The organism is Phenylobacterium sp., from assembly GCF_022402485.1.
In the GTDB taxonomy this organism is placed as follows: domain Bacteria; phylum Pseudomonadota; class Alphaproteobacteria; order Caulobacterales; family Caulobacteraceae; genus Phenylobacterium.
Window position 1 is genome coordinate 18454 of sequence record NZ_JAKRSA010000012.1, and the last position, 23244, is coordinate 41697.

At 67.6% G+C, this 23244-nt stretch carries 18 protein-coding genes; 10 read left to right on the plus strand and 8 right to left on the minus strand.

Annotation, left to right across the window (positions count from 1 at the left end; genetic code table 11):
- Nucleotides 1–7: 7 nt before the first annotated feature.
- The 4 genes from MH112_RS03870 to sdhC all read right to left on the minus strand — a co-directional run bounded on the left by MH112_RS03870 (nucleotide 8) and on the right by sdhC (nucleotide 3479).
- Complete coding sequence (locus MH112_RS03870; RefSeq protein ID WP_296564104.1) at nucleotides 8–790, minus strand: succinate dehydrogenase iron-sulfur subunit; 783 nt, start codon at nucleotides 788–790, stop codon at nucleotides 8–10.
- Between the two features lie 96 nt (nucleotides 791–886).
- A complete protein-coding gene (gene sdhA, locus MH112_RS03875; protein ID WP_296564106.1) occupies nucleotides 887–2674 on the minus strand; it encodes a succinate dehydrogenase flavoprotein subunit in 1788 nt (595 codons plus the stop codon).
- Nucleotides 2675–2676: 2 nt separating this feature from the next.
- Complete coding sequence (sdhD, locus tag MH112_RS03880) at nucleotides 2677–3069, minus strand: succinate dehydrogenase, hydrophobic membrane anchor protein (RefSeq protein WP_296564111.1); 393 nt, start codon at nucleotides 3067–3069, stop codon at nucleotides 2677–2679.
- A gap of 2 nt (nucleotides 3070–3071) precedes the next feature.
- On the minus strand, nucleotides 3072–3479 hold the full coding sequence (gene sdhC / locus MH112_RS03885) for a succinate dehydrogenase, cytochrome b556 subunit (protein WP_296564154.1): 408 nt from the start codon (nucleotides 3477–3479) through the stop codon (nucleotides 3072–3074).
- A gap of 186 nt (nucleotides 3480–3665) precedes the next feature.
- On the opposite strand from sdhC, the gene MH112_RS03890 reads away from it, so the two are divergent.
- On the plus strand, nucleotides 3666–4559 hold the full coding sequence (locus MH112_RS03890; protein ID WP_296564157.1) for a LysR substrate-binding domain-containing protein: 894 nt from the start codon (nucleotides 3666–3668) through the stop codon (nucleotides 4557–4559).
- On the opposite strand, the gene zapE is transcribed toward MH112_RS03890, so the two are convergent.
- The 3 genes from zapE to MH112_RS03905 form a co-directional block, all read right to left on the minus strand.
- Complete coding sequence (zapE, locus tag MH112_RS03895) at nucleotides 4556–5677, minus strand: cell division protein ZapE (RefSeq protein WP_296564160.1); 1122 nt, start codon at nucleotides 5675–5677, stop codon at nucleotides 4556–4558. The two genes, MH112_RS03890 and zapE, sit on opposite strands and share 4 nt — an antisense overlap.
- Nucleotides 5678–5778: 101 nt before the next feature.
- Nucleotides 5779–6507, minus strand: coding sequence for a hypothetical protein (locus MH112_RS03900; protein ID WP_296564163.1), 729 nt, complete (start codon nucleotides 6505–6507; stop codon nucleotides 5779–5781).
- 49 nt (nucleotides 6508–6556) lie between these two features.
- Nucleotides 6557–8068: a CoA-acylating methylmalonate-semialdehyde dehydrogenase gene (locus MH112_RS03905; protein ID WP_296564166.1), complete on the minus strand. Its 1512-nt coding sequence runs from the start codon at nucleotides 8066–8068 to the stop codon at nucleotides 6557–6559.
- Nucleotides 8069–8145: 77 nt separating this feature from the next.
- Between MH112_RS03905 and MH112_RS03910 the strand changes: the two genes are divergently transcribed.
- From MH112_RS03910 to trxA, 7 genes are all read left to right on the plus strand, one after another.
- Entirely contained in the window at nucleotides 8146–9021 is an 876-nt protein-coding gene (locus tag MH112_RS03910; RefSeq protein ID WP_296564167.1) for a 1-acyl-sn-glycerol-3-phosphate acyltransferase, read from the plus strand.
- Nucleotides 9018–9479, plus strand: coding sequence for a tRNA (adenosine(37)-N6)-threonylcarbamoyltransferase complex ATPase subunit type 1 TsaE (gene tsaE, locus MH112_RS03915; RefSeq protein ID WP_296564168.1), 462 nt, complete (start codon nucleotides 9018–9020; stop codon nucleotides 9477–9479). Before MH112_RS03910 ends, tsaE begins: the two co-directional genes overlap by 4 nt.
- Complete coding sequence (gene amgK, locus MH112_RS03920) at nucleotides 9445–10557, plus strand: N-acetylmuramate/N-acetylglucosamine kinase AmgK (protein WP_296564593.1); 1113 nt, start codon at nucleotides 9445–9447, stop codon at nucleotides 10555–10557. Before tsaE ends, amgK begins: the two co-directional genes overlap by 35 nt.
- A complete protein-coding gene (locus tag MH112_RS03925; protein ID WP_296564169.1) occupies nucleotides 10554–11276 on the plus strand; it encodes a nucleotidyltransferase family protein in 723 nt (240 codons plus the stop codon). The genes amgK and MH112_RS03925 overlap by 4 nt, the downstream gene beginning before the upstream one ends.
- Nucleotides 11273–14305 (plus strand): double-strand break repair protein AddB, encoded by a 3033-nt coding sequence (gene addB / locus MH112_RS03930; protein WP_296564171.1) that lies wholly within the window; start codon nucleotides 11273–11275, stop codon nucleotides 14303–14305. Before MH112_RS03925 ends, addB begins: the two co-directional genes overlap by 4 nt.
- Nucleotides 14302–17805 (plus strand): double-strand break repair helicase AddA, encoded by a 3504-nt coding sequence (gene addA / locus MH112_RS03935; protein WP_296564175.1) that lies wholly within the window; start codon nucleotides 14302–14304, stop codon nucleotides 17803–17805. The genes addB and addA overlap by 4 nt, the downstream gene beginning before the upstream one ends.
- Before the next feature lie 80 nt (nucleotides 17806–17885).
- Entirely contained in the window at nucleotides 17886–18221 is a 336-nt protein-coding gene (gene trxA, locus MH112_RS03940; RefSeq protein ID WP_296564178.1) for a thioredoxin, read from the plus strand.
- 213 nt (nucleotides 18222–18434) lie between these two features.
- Here trxA and MH112_RS03945 read toward each other — a convergent pair whose 3' ends face one another.
- Complete coding sequence (locus tag MH112_RS03945; protein WP_296564181.1) at nucleotides 18435–19592, minus strand: hypothetical protein; 1158 nt, start codon at nucleotides 19590–19592, stop codon at nucleotides 18435–18437.
- A 252-nt stretch (nucleotides 19593–19844) separates the two neighbouring features.
- Here MH112_RS03945 and MH112_RS03950 point away from each other — a divergent pair, with 252 nt between their 5' ends.
- Both MH112_RS03950 and MH112_RS03955 read left to right on the plus strand, forming a co-directional pair.
- On the plus strand, nucleotides 19845–22001 hold the full coding sequence (locus MH112_RS03950; RefSeq protein WP_296564184.1) for an SEC-C metal-binding domain-containing protein: 2157 nt from the start codon (nucleotides 19845–19847) through the stop codon (nucleotides 21999–22001).
- A gap of 205 nt (nucleotides 22002–22206) precedes the next feature.
- The gene (locus MH112_RS03955; protein WP_296564188.1) at nucleotides 22207–23184 is read left to right on the plus strand and encodes a nitronate monooxygenase family protein; all 978 of its coding nucleotides are present in this window, start codon (nucleotides 22207–22209) and stop codon (nucleotides 23182–23184) included.
- Nucleotides 23185–23244 lie beyond the last annotated feature (60 nt).

Consider the following 23244-nt stretch of genomic DNA (forward strand, 5'->3'; position numbering starts at 1 on the left):
GCCGACTTTAGACGACCCGATCGACCAGCATCTTCTTCACCTCAGCGATCGCCTTGGCCGGATTCAGGCCCTTGGGGCAGACCTGGGCGCAATTCATGATCGTGTGGCAGCGATAGAGCTTGAACGGGTCTTCCAGGTCGTCAAGGCGCTCGCCAGTGGCCTCGTCACGGCTATCGATCAGCCAGCGATAGGCATGCAGCAGGGCCGCCGGACCCAGATACTTGTCGCCGTTCCACCAGTAGCTGGGGCACGAGGTGGAGCAGCAAGCGCAGAGAATGCACTCATAGAGGCCATCCAGCTTCTCCCGGTCCGCTGGGGTCTGCAGCCACTCGCCCTGGGGCTCGGGGGTCTTGGTGTGCAGCCAGGGCTCGATGGAGGCATACTGGGCGTAGAACAGGGTCATGTCCGGGACCAGGTCCTTGATCACCGGCATGTGCGGCAAGGGGCTGATGGTGCAGGTCTGACCCGGCACCTCATCCCAGCCATGGGTGCAGGCCAGGGTGTTGCGCCCGCCAATGTTCATGGCGCAGGAGCCGCAGACCCCCTCACGGCACGAGCGCCGGAAGGCCAGGGTCGGGTCCATGGTGTTCTTGATGTAGATGAGGGCATCCAGGACCATGGGTCCGCAGGCCTCGATATCCACGTCATAGGTGTCCCAGCGGGGGTTCTCGGCCCCTTCGGGATCATAACGATAGACCTTGAAGGTACGGACCTTCTGGGCGCCGGCCGGGGCCGGGTGGTGGCGGCCCTTCTGGACGCGGGAATTCTTCGGCAGGGCGAGTTCGACCATCGGAGGCGTTCCTTAGGCGAAGACCCCGGACCCCGCGCGGGCGGCGCGTTCGGTCCGAGGCCGGGAGTGGGCGACGAAGGGGGCCATGGACCCGACTTAGTAAACCCGCGCTTTCGGCGGGATATAGGCCACGTCATTGCTGAGCGTGTAGGCGTGCACAGGACGGTCATCCATACGCACCTTGCCAGTGGTGTCGTCGAACCAGGTGAGCGTGTGCTTCATCCAGTTCTCGTCGTCTCGATCGGGATAGTCCTCCCGGGCATGCGCGCCGCGGCTTTCGGTGCGATGCAGGGCCCCGTTCACGGTGACGGCGGCCTGGCCGATAAGATTATCGAACTCCAGGGTTTCGACCAGATCGGTGTTCCAGATCAGACCCCGGTCGGTGACCTGGATGTCGCTGCGCTGGCCATGGATTTTGTCCAGACGGGCGACGCCAGAGGCCAGGCTCTCGCCGGTGCGGAACACCGCAGCGTCCTCCTGCATGGCCTTTTGCATGTCCAGACGCAGCTGCGCGGTCGGCGTACCGCCCTTGGCGTTACGCAGGCGGTCAAACCGGGCCAGGTGAGCCTCAGTCTGGGCGGGCTTGAGGTCCGGCTGCTTGGCGCCCGGCGTCAGGATATCAGCGGCCCGCAGCGCGGCGGAGCGGCCAAACACCACAAGGTCGATCAGGGAGTTGGACCCCAGGCGGTTGGCCCCGTGCACCGAGACGCAGGCGGCCTCGCCCACGGCCATCAGGCCAGGGATGACGCTGTCGGGGTTGTCGCCGTCGCGGGTGACCACCTCGGAATAGAAGTTCGTCGGGATTCCGCCCATGTTGTAGTGGACGGTGGGCAGCACCGGGATCGGGGCCTTGGTCACATCGACGCCGGAGAACACCCGGGCGCTCTCAGAAATCCCGGGCAGGCGTGCGGCCAGGACCTTGGGGTCCAGGTGGTCCAGGTGCAGGAAGATGTGATCCTTGCCGGGCCCAGCCCCGCGGCCTTCGCGGATTTCGATGGTCATGGCGCGGCTGACCATGTCCCGGGGGGCCAGGTCCTTCACGGACGGGGCATAGCGCTCCATGAAGCGCTCGCCCTCGGAATTGGTCAGATAACCGCCCTCGCCCCGGGCGCCTTCGGTAATCAGGCAGCCGGCCCCATAGATGCCGGTGGGATGGAACTGCACGAACTCCATGTCCTGCAGGGGCAGGCCGGCCCGCAGGACCATGGCGTTGCCATCCCCGGTGCAGGTGTGGGCGCTGGTGCAGGAGAAGTAGGCCCGGCCATAGCCGCCGGTGGCCAGAATGACCATCTGGGCCTGGAACCGGTGCAGAGTGCCGTCGTCCAGCTTCCAGGCGGTGACACCCCGGCAAACGCCGTCTTCCATGATCAGGTCGAGGGCGAAGTACTCGATGAAGAACTCGGTATTGTTGGCCAGGGACTGGCCATACATCGTGTGCAGCATGGCGTGACCGGTCCGGTCGGCGGCCGCGCAGGTGCGCTGGATCGGGGCCTCACCATAGTTGCTGGTCATGCCGCCGAAGGCGCGCTGGTAGATCTTGCCATCCTCGGTGCGGGAGAAGGGCACACCCCAGTGCTCCAGCTCATAGACGGCGGCCGGGGCATTGCGGCAGAGGTACTCAATGGCATCCTGGTCGCCCAGCCAGTCCGACCCCTTGACGGTGTCGTACATGTGCCAGCGCCAGTCATCCTGGCTCATATTGCCCAGGCTCGCCGAAATGCCGCCCTGGGCGGCCACGGTATGCGAGCGAGTCGGGAAGACCTTGGAGACGCAAGCCGTCCGAAGTCCAGCCTGGGCACAGCCCAGGGCCGCCCGAAGGCCAGAGCCGCCTGCGCCGACGACGACGACGTCAAACTTGTGATCAATGAATTCGTAAACGGCCATGCTCAGTAAGCTCCGCCGGTAAGGGCGACCTTCAGGATGGAGAAGAGGGCGAGCGCGCCAAACAGCGCGCAGACGAAGAGATTGAGCAGCAGCAGGCCGGTCTTGGTCAGCCGCCGGTGGATATAGTCCTCGACCACCACCCGCATGCCCGAATGCATGTGCATGAAGCTGACCACCGTCAGCAGGGCCAGCAGGACGGCATTGATCGGCGAAGCGAGCCACATCACCGCCATCTCATAATCACTGCTGGCCAGGCGCAGGGCAGCGAAGACGCCCCACAGGACGAGCGGGATGAGGGCGACCGAGGAAACGCGCTCGGCAATCCAGTGGCTGACCCCGTGGCCAGCGGCACCCAGGCCCAGGGCCCGGGAGCGGGGGGTGCGGAAATCGGTCATGCTCAGAGCGCTCCCGTCATGGCGGCGATGATCCAGACCACCACGGTGGCCACGAGGGCAAAGGCCAGGGTCGCCACAGCGCCCGCATTGGCCGCCGGCAGCTTCAGCGCCAGGCCGGTGTCCCAGATCAGATGCTGGATGCCCTTGGCCAGGTGGAAGAAGACCGCAAAGCTCAGGCCAAACATCACCACTTTGCCAAGCGGCGAGCCGAGCAGGCCCATATAGGCAGCGTAGGACTCAGGTCCGAAAGCCAGAGCGATCGCCCAGCCGGCCAGGATCAGGGTGCCACCATAAAGGGCGACCCCGGTGATCCGGTGCATGATCGAGGTGATGGCGGTGAGATGCCAGCGCCACACCTGGATGTGCGGCGAGGTGGGCCTGGCCCGGATGGTCTTCGAGACGTCCGACATCGGTTCTACAGCCGCTCCCTGTTGCCCTGCGCATGCCTGGCTGCTTTTACGCCGCCGACCGGGGGTGTCAACGCAGGCCCCAAACGAGATCGCGACCCACGCCCTTCGCGGATGGGCGAACATCATGGCTTTCTACCTCCCGTGCAATGCGTCTTTGCTGTAGGCTTCCTTCGTGGGAGGCGAAGGATGCGCTACGATCTGGTGGACTTGCGGTTGTTCTGTGATGTGGTTGAGGCCGGCTCGATCACCCGCGGCGCCGAGCGCGCGGCCCTGGCCCTGGCGGCGGCCTCGACCCGAATCAGGGGCATGGAACAGTCCCTGGGGACGGCTCTCCTGACCCGGTCCCGGCAGGGGGTGACGCCAACCCCGGCCGGACTGCTCCTCCTCAAGCACGCCCGCGCCCTGCTGGAACAGAGCGCCCGGATGCAGGACGAGCTCGGCGTCATGGCCGAAAGCGGTGCCGCCGAGGTCCGGGTCCTGGCCAACACCAATGCCCTGACCGAGTTTCTGCCTGAGGCCCTGTCCTCTTTTCTCGCGTCTCATCCCCAGGTCAGCGTCGACCTGGAGGAGCGCCTGTCGGACGAGATCGTCGGCCTGGTGGCCGAGGGGGCCGCCGATGTGGGCATTGTGGCCGGCACGGTGGATGTGGGCGCCCTGGAAACCTTCGCCTTTCGCACAGACCGGTTCGTGGTGGTGACCGCCCTCGATCATCCCCTGGCGCAGAATGTCAGCGCCGCCTTCGCCCAGGTTCTGGACTACGACCTGGTGGGCCTGGACCGGGCCAGTTCCCTGCAACGCTTCCTGGCCGCCCGCGCCGGGCGAGAGGGGCGGCGCCTCAGGCTGCGGGTCCAGCTGCGCAGCTTCGATGCGGTCTGCCGACTGGTGGAGTGTGGGGTGGGCGTCGGGGTGGTCCCGGAAACCACAGCCGCCCGGGCGGTCTGCACCATGAACCTGGCCATTGTCGCGCTCACTGACGACTGGGCGGCCAGGGAGCTGAAGATCTGTGTCCGCAGCCTGAACGAACTTCGCCCCATTGCCCGCCAGCTGGTGGAGAGCCTGCAGAACCAGCCCGCGCCCTAGGGCAAGTCCCGATCGGCCAGCCAGTCGGCTGAGCGCATCTCCTGCAGGCGCGAGGCAGTGCGTTCGAATTCAAACGCCCCGTCGCCTTCGGGATAGAGGGCGGTGGGCTCTGCTTCAGCCAGGATGATCAGCCTGATCCGCGCCTCGTAAAGCGCGTCGATAAGGATGACGAATCGTCGGGCCTCCTCCCGCCTGGCCGGCGTCAGGCGGGGGACGTGATCCAGAAACACCGTATGGAACCGCTCGGCCAGGGCCAGATAGTCGTTGGGGCCAAGCGCCACCCCGCAGAGGCTGGTGAAGCTGGCCCGCAGGAGCCCCCCCGTGGCCCTGGGCAGGTGGATCTTGCGGCCCAGAACCTCAAGGGTCTCGCCGGACTCCGCCTCACCGTCCAGCATATCGGCCCAAAGGCGGTCAAAGACCCGCTCATGGTCCCGGTCGATGGGAGAAAACCACACCCCGGCGGCCCGCAGGCGGTCGAGGCGGTAGTCGTGCTCGCCGGCGACAGAGACCACCTCGGCCTGGGCCTTCAGCAGGTCGATGAACGGCAGGAAGAGCTGGCGATTGATGCCGTTCTTGTAGAGGGCTTCGGGCACGCGGTTGGAGGTCGCCACCAAGGTGACCCCGCGGTCGAACAGGGCGGTGAACAGCCGCCCCAGAATCATGGCGTCAGCGATGTCTGTGACCTGGAACTCATCAAAGCAGAGCAGGCGGGCCTGGCTGGCCACCACATCGGCCACGGGCGGTATGGGATCATCCCCCCGGTGCTGACCAAAGGTCGCCTTGCGGGCGGCGGCGTCACCCTTGCGCCAGGCGTCGATGAGCCGGTGAACCTCGCCCATGAAGATATGAAAGTGGGTGCGGCGCTTTTTCGCCACCGGCGCGGTCTCATAGAACAGGTCCATGAGCATGGACTTGCCCCGCCCCACTGGCCCCCACAGATAGATTCCCCGCTGGCTCTCCGGCTTGCGGAACCGGCCGAGCAGACCGCCGGGTTCGCTGGCCGCAAGATCGGCCTCAAGACGAGCCAATGCCGGCAGGGCGGCGGCCTGGGCCGGATCAGGCCTAATCTCCCCACGGTCCAGGCGGTCGCGGTAGGCGGTTTCAAGGGCGGAGGTCATGTCCCCGCCCCTAGCCTGACAGGGCCCAGATCACAATTGCCCAATCCCGTCCAAGCCCCGGCCTTAAGCCTGGTGCCGGGCGCAAGGCACCTGGCAGCGGTTCAGATCTGGGCCGGTTGGGCGGCGGTGATCGGAGGTGGCGCGGGCGTACCGTCCTCCTCCCCGGCCGGAATCAGCGGGGTCTGGCTCTGGGCCGGAAGGCCAAGATCCTCGCGGATATAGCGATAGGTTTCCCGCCGTTCGCAGGCGCAGGCCTTCATCTGACCCTCCTGGTCCCACCAGACCAGCAGGGGGTAGGCGAAGTCGACGCCATTGTCCTTCAAGAGCGGGATCAACTGGTCGACCATGTCGCGGCCAGCCTCCACCACCGCCGTCCGGGCGATGTCACCATCAGCGGGAGGCACGCCCGGTGCCGTCCAGGCGGCCGTTGGGACCGCCCCCCAACGCTCCAGCAGGGTCCAGTCGCGGTTGAGCCAAAGCTCGGCCATGGTGGCCCGTTCCTGGGGGGTGGAGCGTTCCAGCCCATTGGCCGGCCGTCGGGTGACCTCGATGACCCGGGTGTCGACGCCCGCAGCGTGAAGATCGGGGAACTGCTCGGCCTTGTAGCGGATGCAGTCGGGGCAGCCTCGGAACGACACCATATAGATGGCGCGGCCTTCGATGCCCGGCGACACCCAGCCGGCGCTTTCCAGCAGGCGGGCGATCTCGGCCTGGTTCTTGGTCATGGTGGTCGGTCTCCAGCGCAGTTCGAAGTTCCAATAGGCATAGGCACCCAGGCCGACCAGGGTCACGACCAGGGCCAGACCCGCCCAGAGACGAAAATTCTTCATGCGGGATTGCTCCAAAGTCCTGACTGGCCTGTCGGCCAAGGCCAGGGATCTATTTCATGGTCGGGATGACAAAGGCCTGGTCGCTCACCTCGCCCTCCGGCCAGCGGGCGGTGACCGTCTTGACCTTGGTGTAGAAGCGGACGCCCTCCATTCCGTGCTGGTTGGCGTCGCCAAACACACTGCGCTTCCAGCCGCCAAAGCTGTGATAGGCGACGGGTACCGGGATCGGCACATTGATCCCCACCATGCCCACATTGACTCGGGAGGCGAACTCTCGGGCGGCGCGTCCGTTCCGTGTGAAAATGGCCACGCCGTTGCCATAGGCATGTTGCGACGGCAGGGCGAGGGCCTCTTCGAAGGTCTCGGCTCGCACAATCTGCAGCACCGGGCCAAAGATCTCGTCCTGATAGGACCGCATGGACGGCAGCACATGGTCAAACAGGCTGGGGCCGATGAAGAACCCCTTCTCGTGTCCTTGCAGCGCGAAATCGCGGCCATCGACCACGAGCTCGGCCCCTTCATCCACCCCCATCTGGATATAGTCGGTGATCCGCCGACGGTGAGCGGCGGTGACCACCGGGCCGTACTGGGCAGACGGATCTGAGGAGACGCCGACCTTCAGAGTCTCGATCTTGGCGCACATCAATTCGCGGAAGGCCGCGGCGGTGGCTGCGCCCACCGGCACGGCCACCGGCAGGGCCATGCAGCGCTCTCCAGCCGACCCGAAGGCTGCCCCCAGGATATCGTTGGCTGCAGCCTCCAGATCCGCATCCGGCAGCAGGACCCCGTGGTTCTTGGCGCCTCCCATGGCCTGGACGCGTTTCCCGTGGGCTGAGGCGGTGGCGTAGACATATTGGGCGATGTCGGAGGAGCCCACGAAGCTGACGGCGGCGATGTCAGGGTGGGTCAGGATCGCATCCACGGCGACCTTGTCCCCATGGACCACATTCAAGACCCCGCTGACCTCAACCCCGGCCTCGGCCCCAGCCTCCATAAAGAGCTCAGCCAGCCTGACCGGCACGCTGGGATCTTTCTCCGACGGCTTGAGGATGAAGGTGTTGCCCACCGCCACCGCCACCCCGAACATCCACATGGGAATCATGGCCGGGAAGTTGAACGGCGTGATCCCGGCCGCCACCCCCAGGGGCTGGCGCATGGAATAGACATCAATGCCGGGACCGGCCCCCTCCGTGTATTCGCCCTTGAGCGCATGGGGGATGCCACAGGCGAACTCGATCACCTCCAGCCCCCGCTGGATGTCCCCGCGCGAGTCGGCGACGACTTTGCCGTGCTCGGCCGACAGGCGCGCGGCCAGCTCCTCCATCCGCGCCTCTACCAGCCGCTTGAAGGCAAACATCACCCGCGCCCGGCGCTGGGGGTTGACCGCCGCCCAGGCGGGTTGCGCCTGAAGGGCCGCCTGAACCGCAAAATCCAGTTCGGCGGCCGAGGCCAGGGCGACCCTCGCCTGCACCTCCCCGAGATTGGGATCGAAGATGTCGCCGAAGCGGCCCGAGGTGCCGGCCACGGCGGCACCGGCGATGAAGTGGCTGATCTCACGCATGTGGGGAGCTTAGGCCGGCACCGCGCCCTCGCCTAGCGCTTGCCCAAATTGCAGGCTCAGGCGCATTGTTCCGCGCCATGAGCGTCGCCACGACCACCGATATCCTCAACCCGTCCCGGAACGCCCGCGACCATATTGTCGACGTGCTGATCGCCGAGCGCGCGCCAGCGCTCAGCCGGCACCCGACCTGGCCCCTGCTGAGGCCTATGCTCTATGGCCTGCTGGACTATGGAAAAGCCCGGCGCATGGCCGATGCCATTGGGCCCCTGCCCGGCCACGACGCCCTGGAGCGGGTGGCTGGCCTGCTGCAGGTGCAGCTGTCGGTAAGCGGTCTGGAACGCCTGCCCAGCCAGGGCCGTGTCGTGGTGATCGCCAATCATCCCACCGGGATCGCCGATGGGGTGGCCGTGTTCGACGCCTTCAAGGCCCGGCGGCCTGACCTCTGTTTCTATGCCAATTCGGACGCCCATCGGGTGGCCCCGGGGTTTTCCGATGTGCTGATTCCGGTGGAATGGGTCGAGGAAAAGCGCACCCGCGAACGCACCCGCCTGACCCTGCAGCGCACCCGCGAGGCCATGGAGGCCGAACGCGCCCTGGTGATTTTCCCGTCTGGCCGCTTGGCGCGGCGCGGGGCCGATGGCCTGCTGGCCGATCCCCCGTGGATGAGCAGCGCCATCTCCATCGCCCGCAAGTACGAGGCACCGATTATCCCGCTGCATGTCGCCGGCCCCTGGTCGACCTTGTTCCACCTGTTCAACCGTTTTTCAGCCGAGCTGCGGGACATCACCCTGTTCCATGAACTGTTGAACAAGCGCGGGGGGCGCTATGGCCTGATCCTGGGCCAGGCGGTGTCCCCCGACGCCCTTGCCGGAGACGCCCAGGCGGCGACCGACGCCCTGAAAGCCTATGTGGAGCGGGTGTTGCCCGCCGATCCTGACCGGCCCTTTGCATGAGGCCCTGCCGCGCAGAAGACCTGCGCCTGGAGGACGAGGCGGCCACAGCGCGGCTGGGGACCGCCCTGGCTGCGGTCCTCGGTAGGGGCGACGCCATCTGCCTGACTGGGCCGCTGGGGGCGGGCAAGTCGACCCTGGCCCGGGCTCTGATCCGCGCCCGCACCACCCCGGACGAGGATGTGCCGAGCCCCACCTTCACCCTGGTGCAGTTCTATGAGGGGGCGGACCTGTCTATCGCCCATTTCGATCTTTACCGGCTGACCAGCCCCGATGAGGCCTTTGAGATCGGCCTGGATGAGGCCCTGGAGGACGGGGCGGTAATCATCGAGTGGCCGCAGCGCCTGGAGGGTCGCCTTCCCCCCCATCGGCTGGATATAGAGTTGGTTCTGGATGGCGCAGCGCGGCGGGCGCGGCTGGTGCCCCATGGTGCCTGGGAAGGACGTACGATTGAGTTCTGATCGTGAGGGTCTGAAGGCTGCGTTTCTGGAGCAGCATGGCTTGGCCAACGCCGCGCGGATTCCCCTGGCCGGGGACGCCTCCACCCGGCGCTATGAGCGTCTGGTTCGCCCGGGACAGGCCAGCTTGATCTTCATGGACCAGCCGCCGGTGGAAACCGCGCCCTGCCCGCCGGACGCCAGTCCCGACCAGCGGCGGGCGGCGGGCTACAACGCCATGGCGCGCCTGGCCGCTGGCCGGGTCGACGCCTTTGTGGCCACCGCCGGTTGGCTGCGCGGCCAGGGGCTGTCAGCCCCGGAAATCATCGCCCATGAGGCTGGCGAGGGGCTGGCAGTGCTGGAGGACCTGGGGGATGATCTCTATGCCCGGCTGATCGAGACCGGGACGGATGAGACCCCACTCTACGAGGCCGCCGTCGAGGTTCTGGCCCAGCTGCATCAAGCGGTTCCGCCGCCGGTGCTGGAGGCCCAGGGGGCCTCCTGGCCGTTCCTGACCTATGATGACCTGGCGCTGCGCACCGGGGGCGACATGTTCCTGGAATGGTGGCCCAAGTTCTCGGGCCTCGCCCCTTTCTCGCCAGACGTCATGGCGCACTGGGAGGCCCTGTGGGCCCCGATCCGCGCCCGCGGAGAGGCCGGGGCCAGTGTCTTCTGTCACCGGGACTATCACGCCGAAAACCTGATCTGGCTGCCGCAACGGTCCGGGGCGGCGCGGGTGGGTCTGCTGGACTTCCAGGACGCGGTCAGGGCCCATCCAGCCTGGGACTTCTCCATGCTGCTGCATGACGCCCGGCGCGATGTGACCCCTGAACGAGAGGCTGTGGCCCTGGCTCAGTATCTGGCAATCCGCAGCGAGATCGATGCTGACGCTTTCCGCGCCGATTATCACGCGCTGGGTGCCCTCAACTCGGCCCGGATTCTGTTCATCTTCGCCCGCCAGGTGGCCGGCTTTGGCAACCCGCGCTACGCGGCGTTCATGCCTCGCACCTGGCGCTATCTCGAGCGCTGTCTGGCGGACCCTGAACTGGCACCGGTCAAGGCCTGGTTTGACGCCCACATTCCCCCCGAGGCCCGCCGATGAGCGGCGGCGGCTTCCCCAGGACCGCCATGGTCATGGCGGCGGGCCTGGGCACCCGCATGCGCCCGCTGACCGACCACCGGCCTAAGCCCCTGGTGGAGGTGGCCGGCCGCGCCCTGATCGATCACGTCCTGGACCGGCTGGTGGAGGCTGGGGTCGAGACCGCGGTGGTCAATGTGCATCACTTCGCCGACCAGATGGTGGCCCACCTGGCCCGCCGGGACGATATCCGCATCAAGATCAGCGATGAGCGCGCCGCCCTGCTGGATTCTGGCGGCGGCATCGCCCATGCCCGCAGCCTGCTAGGGAACGATCCGATCCTGGTGGCCAATATCGACTCCCTCTGGAACGGCGGGACCACGCCACCCTTGCAGACCCTGGCGCAGGCCTGGAACCCCGAGCTGATGGATGTGCTGCTGCTGCTGGTCCCCCGTGGCCAGGGCATCGGGTTTGAGGGACCTCAGGGATTCTTCCGGGACGCGGCCGGTCGCCTGACCCATTCGGCGGCACCGGAGCCCCCGACCCCCTTTGCCAATGTGGGGTTCCAGATCCTCAAGCCACAGATCCTCGATGAGGTCCGGGAGACCGTGTTTTCTATCGTGCCCCTCTGGCGCAAGCTGTCCGAGCAGGGTCGCCTGCATGGGGCGGTGATGGACGCCTTCTGGATGCATGTGGGCGATCCCGCCGCCCGGGAGGCCGCAGAAGCCAAGCTCGCGCCGTGAGCCGAGCACCCTCGCTCTTTTCCGGCTCTGAACCGCGCTGGTTCAATATTCCAGCCCACCGTCCCTTTGTCCGCGACCTGGCCCAGGGGCTCCATGACGCCCTGGCCCCCTTGGGTCCGGAGGCCCTGTCCCAGGCCACCGTCCTGACCCCTACCCGGCGGGGTGCCCGGGTCCTGGCCGACGCCTTCCTGGCGGCCGGCGGGGGGCTGGCCATGCTGCCACCGCAGATCCGGCCCCTGGGGGATCTGGACGCGGGCGAGCCCCCCTTCGAGCCGGGGGATCTGGCCGCAAAGCTGCCAGCCGCCATCGACCCTCTGCGCCGGCGGCTGGAGCTGACCCGGCTGGTGAAAACCCACGAAAACCTGCTCTCCCGCGACCTGGACGCCTCGGCCGCCCTGGAGCTGGCCGACGCGCTTGGGGGATTTCTCGACAGCCTGCAGATCGAGGAGGTGGACGCCTCCGGGGCCCTGGCGGGTCTGGTGGACGCCGAGCTGGCCGAGCACTGGCAGGTCTCCCGCAGTTTCCTGGAAACCGCCCTGGCCGCGTGGCCTGAGCGCCTGGCGGCGTTGGGCGTCGTCGACACCAGCCAGCGCCGGGTCGCCCTGCTGCGGGCTCTGGCCGAACAGTGGAACCTGCGACCGCCCTCGGGGGTCCTGGTCGCCGCCGGCTCCACCGGCACGGCGCCAGCCACAGCCGAGCTGCTGGCGGTGATCGCCAGGGCACCCCAGGGCTGCGTGGTCCTGCCGGGCCTTGATGAGAGCCTGGCCCAGACCGCCTGGGACAAGGTGGATGAGCAGCACCCGCAAGGGGCGCTGAGCCGGCTGCTGACCCGGGCGGGCCTTAGCCGGGACTCGGTGAAGACCTGGCCGGCATCCGCCCCCTATCAGAGCCAGGGCCGCTGGCGACGGCGGGTGATCAATGAGGCCCTGCGCCCGGCTGAGGCCACCGCCGACTGGCTGAGCGTGATCGAGAACCTGCGGGCCGAGGGCGCCAAGGAAGGGGTAGACCCCATCGCCGAGGGTCTGGCGGGCCTCTCGGTGGTCACCGCCCGCAGCGAGGAGGAGGCCGCCACCGTGGCCGCCCTGCTGCTGCGGGAAACCCTGGAAATCCCAGGCGCGACCGGGGCCCTGGTGGCGCCTGACCAGAACCTGGCCCGTCGGGTGACGTTGAAGCTCGCCCGGTGGGGAATCGTTCCGGACTCTTCGGTGGGCATGCCCCTGATGGCCTGTCCCGCCGGGGTGCTGGCGGGTATGGTGGCGAAGCTGGCCGCCGAACCGCTCCATCCCGTGCTGATGCTGGGGGTCCTCAAACACCCCCTGACCCGGCTGGGCGAGCATCAGGACGCCCTGGAGCCCCGACTGATCGACCTGGAGCGTTTTGGCCTGCGCGGATCAAGGCCGGTCGACTGGGGCGCCCTCACCCGGCGTCTGGAGGCCGGTCTTTCCGACGAGACCCGGCGGGCAGGGGCCAGTGGCCTGATTACCGCCCTGCGCAGCGCCCTCACCCCCCTCACCGACCTGAGCGCCCCGGCCCCCGCGGCGGAGCGGGCGCGGGCCCTGGCCCTGGCGTTGGAGGCCCTGGCCTTGGAGGCCGGCGGCGGCTCTGGACGCCTGTGGGGCGGGGCCGGGGGCGAGGCGCTGTCCCAGCTGCTGGCCGGGTTGATGGCGGAGGCCGGAGCCCTGCCGCCGGTGACCCCCAAGGGCTTCGCCGACCTGCTGATCCGGTTGATGGGGGACGAGACCATCCGGGTCGGCGGGGCCACCCATCCCCGGCTGCGGATTCTTGGGGCCATCGAGGCCCGTCTGGTGCGGGCCGACCGTCTGGTGGTGGCGGGTCTGGAAGAGGGCGTCTGGCCGCAAGGCGCGCCGCTGGATCCCTTCCTGTCGCGGCCCATGCGCAAGCAGCTGAACCTGCCGCCGCCGGAGCGCCGGGTCGGGCTGGCCGCCCACGACTTCGCCCAGGCCGCCTGCGCCCCCAATGTAGTCCTGCTGCATTCTGAGCGTCGGGATGGGCAGCCGACGGTGAAGTCCCGCTGGCTCTGGCGGCTGGAGACCCTGGCCCGGGGGGCAGGCCTTGTCCTGCCAAGCCGCCCTGAGGTTCTGGACTGGGCCAGGGCCCTGGACGCCGCCCCAGACTATGCCCCGATCGCCCGCCCGGCCCCGCGGCCACCGGTGGCCGATCGGCCCACTCAGTTTGCCGTCACCCGCATCGAGTCTTTGACCCGGGACCCCTATGCCGTCTGGGCCAGGGACATTCTGCGGCTCTACCGCCTGGACCGCCCCGATGAACCTGTGGAGGCCCGGGCCCGGGGCACGGCTATCCATGAGGCCTTTGAGACCTTCGCCCGCCGCCACCCCAAGGCCCTGCCGCCGGACCCTGCGCGAGAGTTCGCCGCGCTCTATCTCGAAGCCCTGGCCGCCGCTGGTGCGCCACCGGAGTCCCTCGCCCGGGAGCAGGCCCTGGCCCAGGAGGCTGCGGCCTGGGTGGTGGCCCTGGAGGCCGAGCGGCGGGCCGACGGGCGCGATATCCATGTGGAGGCCAACGGCCAGATCACGGTGCGTGCCGGGGACCGGGACTTCATCCTGACCGCCAAGGCCGACCGGATCGAGACCGGCCCCGACGGCTACGCCCATGTTCTGGACTACAAGACCGGCCAGGCGCCGTCGAAGAAGATGGTCCAGACGGGCTTTTCCCCCCAACTGACCCTGACCGGGGCCATCGTCGCCCGGGGCGGGTTCAAGGACGTGCCGGCCACGCCCCCCGGCGACCTCGTCTATCTGCAGGTCACCGGCCGCCGCCCCGCCGGCAAGGTCGAGGTGCGGGCGGTCGCCGGCGAGGACAGCCAGGACGCCGCTGAACAGGCCCTGGCCGGCGCCATCAACCTGCTGACCCAGTTCGACGACCCCGAACGCCCCTATCTGTCGCGGACCGCCCCGCAGTTCGTCCACGACTATGCGGGCGATTATGGCCATCTGGCCCGGGTGTTTGAGTGGTCCACCAGCGGCGAAGATGGCGAGGGGGAGGGATGAGCCCCGTTATCGACATCGGCATCGACATCAACCCCCAGCGCACGGCGGCAGACCCCGAGCTGTCGGCCTTCGTCACCGCCAATGCGGGCTCGGGCAAGACCAAGACCCTGATCGACCGGGTGGCCCGGCTGCTGCTGGCCGGCGCAGCGCCGGCCGCCATACTGTGTGTCACCTACACCAAGGCCGCCGCCGCTGAGATGCAGCGGCGGCTGTTTGACCTCCTGGGCCAGTGGTCGGTGTGCGACGACGGGGCGCTACGTCAGGCCCTGGCCGCGCTGGAGGGCCGCAAGGCCGGCGACTATGACGCTACGCGGCTATCGGCGGCCCGGGCCCTGTTTGCCCAGGCCCTGGAAACGCCGGGCGGTCTGAAGATCCAGACCATCCACGCCTTCTGCGAAAAGCTGCTGCGGCGGTTCCCCCTGGAGGCCGGCATCTCGCCCGGGTTCCGGGTGATGGATGACCCGGCCGCCGCCCTGATCGCCAGGGCCGCCCGTCAGGCCGTGGCCCGCCATGCCCTGAGCGGCGAGGGCAGCGTGGCCCAGGCCTATGCGCGGTTGTCGGTGAGCCTGGATTTCCGCGCCTTTGAGCAGATGTTCGCCACCTTTGAGGCCCGCAGAGGAGCCCTGGACGCTTTCGTCGCCCGTGAGGGGGGGCTGAGTGGCGCGCTGGCCTGGATTTGGGACGCCTGCGGTTTTAGGGGCGAGACCGATCCCGAGGCCGTGGCCCTCGCAGCCATGGCTGACCTTGACCGGGCCCTGTGGCGGGAGGCCGCCGAGGTCCTGGCCCTGGGGGGCAAGACCGACCAGGCCAATGCAATGACGCTGGCCGCCGTGGCGGCCGACCCCGAGGCGACCCTGTCCGACGCCCTGAAGGCCCTGTTCACCGTCGGGGGCGAGGGCACGCCTGCCACCTGGGTGGGCAAGACCAAGGCCTTTGCCGCCGCCGAGCCCCTGCGCCAGGCCCTGCTGGCCGAGCAGGCGCGGCTGGCCCTGGCCCGCGATCAGGTCCGGGCGGCCAATATCGCCTGGGACAGCGCCTATGTGCTGGTCCTGGCCCAGGCCTATCTGACGGCTTACGGCCAGGAAAAGGCCGCCGCCGGGGCGCTGGACTTCGGCGATCTGATCGAAAAGACTCGGGCCCTGGTGGCCGAGCGCCCCATGGCCGCCTGGGTGCTTTACAAGCTGGACGGGGGCATCGATCACATCCTGCTGGACGAGGCCCAGGACACCGCGCCTGAGCAGTGGGAGATCCTCAGCGCGCTCACCGCCGAGTTCTTTGCCGGCGAAGGCCGCGAGCGCCAGAAGGCCCGCAGCCTGTTCGTGGTCGGCGACGAAAAGCAGTCGATCTATTCCTTCCAGGGGGCCGCGCCCGAGCGCCTGCGCCTGGAGACCGAGACCTATCTGGCCCGCATCCAGGACGCCGGCGGCCGCGCACAGAGCGTGCCCCTGGCCGCCTCCTGGCGCTCCACCATCGATGTGCTGAACTATGTGGATGCGGTGTTTTCAGCCCCTGAAACCCAAGCCGGCGTGCCGCCTGCCCGGGGGGAGGAGGCCGTGCGCCACATCCCCATGCGCCGCGACCACCGGGGCTGTGTCGATATCTGGCCCCTGGAGCGGGAGCCCAAGGGCGAGGACCGGGAGGCCTGGGACGCGCCGCTGGACGCCGACGGCCCGGCCAGCGCCAACCGTCGCCTGGCCGAAAACATCGCCCGGGAGATCGAGGACCTTGTGGCCAGGGGGGACGGGGTGTTCGACAAGGATCTGGACGGCGAGGACGGCACCCGCGGCGCCTGGCGCCCGGCCCGCTATGGCGATGTCCTGATCCTGGTCCGCCGGCGCAAGGCGTTGTTCGAAGACATCCTGCGGGCCCTGAAACGGCGCGGCGTGCCGGTGGCCGGCGCCGACCGCCTGGCCCTGTCGGAGCACATCATCTTCGATGACCTGCTGGCGGTGGCGCGCTTTGTGCTGTTCCCCCAGGACGAGCTGACCCTGGCGGCCCTGCTGAAAAGCCCGTTCTGCGGCCTGGACGATGAGGCCCTCTATGCTCTGGCCAAGCCCCGCAAGCCCGGCGACCTGTGGAGCGCCCTGCAGGCCCGCGCCCCAGAGCGTCCAGACTGGACCGACGCCCTGGCTTTCCTCAAGGCCGCCCGGGAGGAAGCCCAGCGCCGGCGGCCCTTCGAATTCTATGGCCGGCTGCTGTCCCTGCGCGACGGGGCCGGCGCCTCCATGCGCCAGAAGATCGTGCGCAGGCTCGGCACCGAGGCCGAGGACGCCCTGGACGAATTCCTGGCCCAGGCCCAGGCCGCCGAGCAGCGGGGCATCTGCGACCTGGAAGGCCTGACTGACGCGCTGGCCGGCCTCAACATCACCGTCAAGCGGGAGATGGAGGCGGCCAGGGACGAGGTCCGCGTCATGACCGCCCATGGCGCCAAGGGGCTGGAGGCGGCCATCGTCTTCCTGCCCGAGACCACCCTCTCAAGCCTTGGTCGAGGCTCGCCCCTGCTGGAAACCGAGGACGGCGGCTTCCTGTGGTGTGCGTCCAAGGCCCTGGACTGCGCCGCCTCGGCGAAGGCCCGGGAGCGCCGGGCCAGCAAGGATGAGGAGGAGGCCTACCGCCTGCTCTATGTGGCCCTGACCCGTGCCCGCGACCGGCTGGTGATCTGCGGCCGGATCGCCGCCGACGCCAAGGAAGACAACCTCAAGGGCTGGTGGGCGGCGATCCAGGCGGGTTTTGCGCACCCCGACATTGCCCCGCATCTGCGGCCGGCCGCCTGCGGCCAGGTCATGGCCCAGCGGTTTGGCGAGGACCCGCAGGTCCTGGGTAAGGGCACCCGTGCGGCCCCGAGCGCCGCCGCCCTGCCGGCCTGGGCCCGCAGCGACGCGCCCCTCGACCCGATGGCGCGCCTGGCCTCCCCCGCCGACCTTGGGGAGGTCCAGGACGTCCTCGCCCCCTCCCCCCTGGCCCGGGTCGGCGGGCTGGGCCGGTTCAGGCGCGGCGACCTGATCCACCGGCTGTTGCAGATCCTGCCCGACCTGCCCCTGGAGGGCCGCGCCGCCGCCGCCGCCGCCATCCTCGCCCGGGAGCCCGACCTCACCGACGACCAGCGGGCCGAGATGGCGGGCGCGGCGCTGGCCGTCCTGGCCGATCCGCGCTTTGCCGATGTGTTTTCCGCCGACGGCCGGGCCGAGGTGGCCATCGCCGGGGGGGCTACCACCCTGCCCCCTGGCCTGCAGATCTCCGGCCGCATCGACCGGCTGGTGGTTCGCCCAGACCGGGTTCTGGTGGTGGACTTCAAGACCAACCGCCCCTCGCCCGACGCCATCGAGGACGCCCATCGCGCCTATATCCGCCAGATGGCGCTCTATGTGGCCGTGCTCGCCGAGGTGTTCCCCGGCCGGGCCATTGAGGCGGCGCTGGTCTGGACCGATGGCCCGAAGCTGATGGCGGTGCCAGAATTCCTGATGGCCCAGGCCCTGGCTGATCTGGGGTCTGAGAGTTGATCGCCGGGCCGCAGGGCCTTACATCCGTGGATCAAGAGGCGCCCGGCGCGCGTTAGGCCCCAGTCGCAAAAGGAGCTTCCATGAGCACCGTCACCGTCACCGACGAGTCCTTCGAAAAAGACGTGCTGCAGGCGCAACGCCCGGTCCTGGTGGACTTCTGGGCCGAGTGGTGCGGCCCCTGCAAGCAGATCGCGCCCGCCCTGGAGCAGATCTCCGAGGAACTGGCCGGCCAGGTCACCATCGCCAAGCTGAACATCGAAGACAGCCCCACCACCCCGTCCCGCTACGGCGTGCGCGGCATCCCGACCATGATGCTGTTCAAGGACGGCCAGATGTCGTCCATGAAGGTCGGCGCCATGCCCAAACAGAAGATCCTGGAGTGGCTGTCGGAAGCGGGTGTGCAACCGGCGGCGTGAGGCGGTAGCGTCAGACGTGAGAGATTGCGAAAGGGTCGGCGAAAGCCGGCCCTTTTTCGTTTGGGGCATGGCGGCGGCGATGCGCCAGGAGTGGACGTTGGGATCACGCCGCAACCCGGACATTCGAAGCCAGCGTCAATTTGACGGGGGCACTGATAGTAGCGCCCACACTGCACGCCCTCTGCGCCCCGACAGTAAGCCCGGAGCGGACTACTAGCCGCGATTAACGACGAAGAAGCTGTCCATCCGCTTTTCGCTTGCGGCGCGGAATGGACTCCGCTCAGCCAGCGTCGCGTCCATCTCCGGATCCTGGGCCCAGGTCTGCTCGATCAGGCACCAGTCGATGGTGACGTGCTCGCCCTCATAGCCGACCTGGATGCCGACTCCCTTCGGCGATTTGTGGTCGTACATGGCCAGGTGGGTCAGGTTCCGCAGGCCCGTCACGCGCGCCTTCTCGCGTTCGGGCTCGTCCTTGGGGATGTCCGGATGTAACGGGGTGATCATGAAGGTGCACTGGCTGCCCGGGAACGTTAGGCGGTAGGGCATTTCGAACTTGCCGGCCTTGGCAGCCTCCAGCGATAGCAGGAATCGCTCCTTGATCGCGCGCCATACCGAGCGCGGGACGACGGCGAACTGCAACATGATCCGATAGTAGGCGAGCGGCTGGTCGTCCTTCTCAATGTGGTCGTGCAGGTTGCCGACCAGCATCGAGAGATCGAAGGCGTCGTAGTCCTGCACCAGCCGCCTGAGGATTTCGCGCATCCCCGCTTCAGGAACCACGGCCTCGGCGATGAAGGCCCCCATGATGTCGGGCTCGATCACCGCCGGATCCGCGATCTTGCCCGCGACCTGCTCGCGGTAGACGAAGTAGCGGCGGATGTCCTCTGGCACCCGCAAGGTGTGCAGCACCCCACGATAGTCATCGATGTCCAAGAGGTGAATGAAGCCCGCCGTGCGACTGACGTGGAAGCGCTTGAGTGCCAAGTCGTCCGGCAGCGCCTTGCCAGGCTGGAAGACGACGATCTTCAGGATGTCGACGAGGTCTACGCGCCGGATGTCGAATGCCTGGCCTCGCTCGTTGGTAATGCTGATCTGCGGCTCTTCGTCCAGAAAGCGAAGGGTGTCCCTCACCTGGCTTGTCGCCTTGTCGAGGACCTTCTTCTTGAACCAGCTCGCCTCAGTGTCGGCGTCCTCCGTCGGCGTCTCACGCTCCTTCAACTGGAGGGCGATTGCGAAGTCGCCGAACCAGACTAGGTTGTCGGCCAACTCAAGCTCCTGTCCGGGCTTCGGCGCGAACTTGTTCTCGGCGAAGGTGAACTCTTTCCAAAACGCTGCCCCGTTGACCTGAGCGACATGGTCTTCAAGGGTCATAGTCATTGTTCAAACCGCATCAGTCCCAGCAACAGAAGAGATTCCTGACTTTCCGACTCTTCGGCAGGAAAGCCCAACAAAATTGAGCCCACCACCCTTAAGGCTTTTCCGCACCGTCAGCAGCTTCTCGATTGGCGTCATGCTCGCCGCACGCGACTTCTCGGAGGTGCGCCTATTGCAGGAAGCCTGGCTCGGGACCGTCCGCCCACCTTCATTTGCAGCGTATGACACCACGTTGGAAATCGAGGCTCCATGAGCGACACCTACAAGCGATCACCTCCGCGAGACGAAGCGACAGTCTTTGCTGCCCTCGCGAGCCTCTGTGCGGAGCCGGGATTTGCGGAGGCGATCGCCACTATCCGCTCAGGCGAGGCCGTGATCGAACCTAAAGGTGGTCTAACCGGCGCGTCCCTCGCCCACCTGTATGGCACCGACAGGCTAATCCGCACCGAAGTCTCAACGCTCGTTGGCCTCCTAGCGCAGTCGACGATCGATGAAGCCACGCCGCCGCCGGCGGTAACTGCTGAACAGGTGCGGCGCGCCGAGGCCTTGCTAGCCGAGATGCACGACGTCCTTTCCGCGCCGTTCCGACAGACGATGCGTGACCTCGTGGACGGCAAGGGCTCAGTACCCGGCCGCGACAGCGGCGAGGCATTGCGGGAGCCCTTTTTCTATTCCGGCGAGGCCGCATTTAGCTTCCAGTACCGGGATTTCGCGGTGCCCCGGTATGGTGCGGATGACGCCTGGTTGCGCAAGCACAAGGGCTTCAGCATGGCCTTCGCTCGGGATGTCGTGATGGCCGTCGAAGAACGGCTCGTGCGTCAGATCCAAGCGGTCAGCGTGGCGCGCAAGGCCGGCGCGGCGGGTCCTTGGCTACCTGCGTTCGCCTTTTCCGCAGCGGACATCGCACGCGATCTCCGCACCACCGTGGTTCGGGTGACGCCAGTGCTTGAGGCGTTTGCCCTACCGCTTGACGCCGGCAACCCTTCGTTCCAGGGCGTTCAGCACTTCAACGCAACCAACGCCATGCCGCTGCTCAGGCTTTCCGGCGAACGTTACGTGCTTTTTCAGATCTACAGCTTGGCCGAAGCGCTCTACGAGAGCCCCGCCTTCTGGATGGCCGCAGATGGGGAGTATTTCGACACGGCCAACCGCCACCGCGGTGACTATCCAGAGCAATTTGCGAAGAACTGTCTCGCTGGGGTGTTCGGCAAGGCAGCCGTCCACCGTAACGTCATCCTACCTGGCCCGAACCGTACTCGACGGCGCGGCGAGATCGACACCTTGGTGGTGTTCGGGGAAATGGCGCTCGTCGTCCAAACTAAGGCCAAGCGCCTGACGCTCAAGGCGCGACAGGGCGACGACGGCCAGATCGAAACCGACTTCCGCGGGGCGATCCAGGACGCTTGCGATCAGGCCCGCGACTGTGCACTCGCCTTGCTTGAGGGCCACGAGCTTCGCGACGAACACGGCGTGAGCTTGCAGCTAACCTGCCCGATTCGCCGGGTGTTCCCTGTCTGTCTGGTCGCCGACCACTATCCAGCCCTGGCGGCCCAGGTCCGGCAGTTCCTTACCTGGATCCCGGCGGATCACGTGGCCGCACCGCTGGTAACCGACCTGTTCGCTCTCGACACGATCTGTGAGATGCTCGGCAGCCCGCTCCGGCTGCTGAACTATCTGCACCTGCGCGACCTGTTCGGCGACAAGCTCATGTTCAACCATGAGGTCGTCCTCTTGGGCTTCCACTTGCGCCAAAACCTCTGGATGGGAGAGGACCAAGATTTCGGGCTTCTGGACGACAGCCTCGCCGCGGACCTAGAAGCGGCGATGGCGGTCCGCCGCGTCGGCTTGCCCGGCCCGCGCACACCTCCAGGAATCCTGACCCGACTGCAGGATAGCAAGTTAACGGTCATCATCGAGCAGGTCGCGCGTGAACCGCGCGCCGCTGCGCTCGGGCTATTCCTCTTGCGGCTGGGCGAAGACTCTCACCGATCCCTCAGCGCCAGCCTGGGTAATCTGGCCACCCTCGCGAGCCGTGATTCCAAGCTCCATGACATGAGCTTCGCTGTCGGCGACGAGGGCATCTGCATTCATATCACGGCGAACATCGACTTAGGTGCCCGGCAACGCCTCGAAGCGCACTGCGAAATCAAGAAGCACCAGCAGCGCGTCAACGGCTGGTACGGACTGTTGCTGAACCCCGACCTACGGGTGTGCGGCGCTATGGGCCTGAGGCGGCCCTGGGCACCCGATCCCGAGCTGGAGGAGTTCGCGAAGAACTTCACCAAGCCGCCCGTACCGCGCGCTGTGCTCGCACAGATGCGGCCACCGAAGCTCCGTCCCAATGCGCCCTGCCCGTGTGGCAGCGGACGCAAGTACAAGAAGTGCTGCCGCTTGGCGGAGACCTAAACAGTCAGGGCGGCACGTTCCGGCAGAGACCCTCGGCCCCGGACAGGCTCAGCGCCTACCAGCGGACACACTGAAGGTCCGTTGTGAGCCCATCGGAGACATCCAGGCGATCGACATCCTCACCCCACCCCCCCCCCTTGCACACGCCCCCCATTCCGGCCACGGCTCCGACCCAACAAGCACAAGCCCCCGGGGAGGAGCCGCCATGAAGACCCGCATCACTGAATTGCTCGGCGTGGAGCATCCGATCGTCCAGGGGGGCATGCACTATGTGGGCTTTGCCGAGATGGCTGCGGCGGTGTCCAATGCCGGCGGGCTTGGCATCATCACCGGTCTGACCCAGGGGACGCCGGAGAAGCTGGCCGCCGAGATCGCCCGGTGCCGGGGGATGACCGACAAGCCGTTCGGGGTGAACCTGACCTTCCTGCCCTCGGTCACGCCGCCGGACTATCCGGGCTTTGTGGAGGCCATCGTCAAGTCCGGCGTCAAGATCGTCGAGACGGCGGGCAACAATCCGCAGAAGTACCTGCCGGCCCTGAAAGAGGCGGGCATCAAGGTGATCCACAAGTGTACGGCGGTTCGCCACGCCCTGAAGGCCCAGGCCATCGGCTGTGACGCGGTCAGCGTCGACGGCTTTGAATGCGGCGGCCATCCGGGGGAGGACGACGTGCCGAACTTCATCCTTCTGCCCCGGGCGGCCGATGAGCTGGAGATCCCGTTCCTGGCCTCGGGCGGCATGGCCGATGGGCGATCCCTGGCCGCAGCGTTGTGCCTCGGCGCCGACGGGATCAATATGGGGACGCGGTTCATCGCGACGCAGGAAGCGCCTGTGCACCCCAATGTGAAACAGGCCCTGGTGGAGGCCAGCGAGCTCGACACCCGGCTGATCATGCGGCCCCTGCGCAATACCGAGCGGGTGCTGGTCAATGCCGGCGTGGAGCGCCTGTTGGCCAAGGAAAAGGAGATGGGGGCCGCCCTGACCTTTGCCGACATCGCGCCGGAAGTGGCGGGCGTCTATCCGGCCATCATGCGCGACGGTCAGATGGACGCCGGGGGCTGGTCCTGCGGCATGGTCGCGGGCCTGATCCACGACATCCCGACGGTGAAGGACCTGATCGACAAGATCATGGCCGACGCCGAGGCCATCCTGCGCAAGCGGGTGGGCCAGTTCGAACTGGCTTGAGGCGCGCGGTCGGTCAGGTGGGCCTCGGGCGGCGGACCTGAGGCGGTAAACGTGTTCTTT

Bases quoted from the DNA above. Each gene is read 5' to 3' on its own strand.
- MH112_RS03870 (WP_296564104.1), bottom strand. From the start codon at position 790: ATGGTCGAACTCGCCCTGCCGAAGAATTCCCGCGTCCAGAAGGGCCGC.
- sdhA (WP_296564106.1), bottom strand. From the start codon at position 2,674: ATGGCCGTTTACGAATTCATTGATCACAAGTTTGACGTCGTCGTCGTC.
- sdhD (WP_296564111.1), bottom strand. From the start codon at position 3,069: ATGACCGATTTCCGCACCCCCCGCTCCCGGGCCCTGGGCCTGGGTGCC.
- sdhC (WP_296564154.1), bottom strand. From the start codon at position 3,479: ATGTCGGACGTCTCGAAGACCATCCGGGCCAGGCCCACCTCGCCGCAC.
- MH112_RS03890 (WP_296564157.1), top strand. From the start codon at position 3,666: ATGCGCTACGATCTGGTGGACTTGCGGTTGTTCTGTGATGTGGTTGAG.
- zapE (WP_296564160.1), bottom strand. From the start codon at position 5,677: ATGACCTCCGCCCTTGAAACCGCCTACCGCGACCGCCTGGACCGTGGG.
- MH112_RS03900 (WP_296564163.1), bottom strand. From the start codon at position 6,507: ATGAAGAATTTTCGTCTCTGGGCGGGTCTGGCCCTGGTCGTGACCCTG.
- MH112_RS03905 (WP_296564166.1), bottom strand. From the start codon at position 8,068: ATGCGTGAGATCAGCCACTTCATCGCCGGTGCCGCCGTGGCCGGCACC.
- MH112_RS03910 (WP_296564167.1), top strand. From the start codon at position 8,146: ATGAGCGTCGCCACGACCACCGATATCCTCAACCCGTCCCGGAACGCC.
- tsaE (WP_296564168.1), top strand. From the start codon at position 9,018: ATGAGGCCCTGCCGCGCAGAAGACCTGCGCCTGGAGGACGAGGCGGCC.
- amgK (WP_296564593.1), top strand. From the start codon at position 9,445: ATGGTGCCTGGGAAGGACGTACGATTGAGTTCTGATCGTGAGGGTCTG.
- MH112_RS03925 (WP_296564169.1), top strand. From the start codon at position 10,554: ATGAGCGGCGGCGGCTTCCCCAGGACCGCCATGGTCATGGCGGCGGGC.
- addA (WP_296564175.1), top strand. From the start codon at position 14,302: ATGAGCCCCGTTATCGACATCGGCATCGACATCAACCCCCAGCGCACG.
- trxA (WP_296564178.1), top strand. From the start codon at position 17,886: ATGAGCACCGTCACCGTCACCGACGAGTCCTTCGAAAAAGACGTGCTG.
- MH112_RS03945 (WP_296564181.1), bottom strand. From the start codon at position 19,592: ATGACCCTTGAAGACCATGTCGCTCAGGTCAACGGGGCAGCGTTTTGG.
- MH112_RS03950 (WP_296564184.1), top strand. From the start codon at position 19,845: ATGAGCGACACCTACAAGCGATCACCTCCGCGAGACGAAGCGACAGTC.
- MH112_RS03955 (WP_296564188.1), top strand. From the start codon at position 22,207: ATGAAGACCCGCATCACTGAATTGCTCGGCGTGGAGCATCCGATCGTC.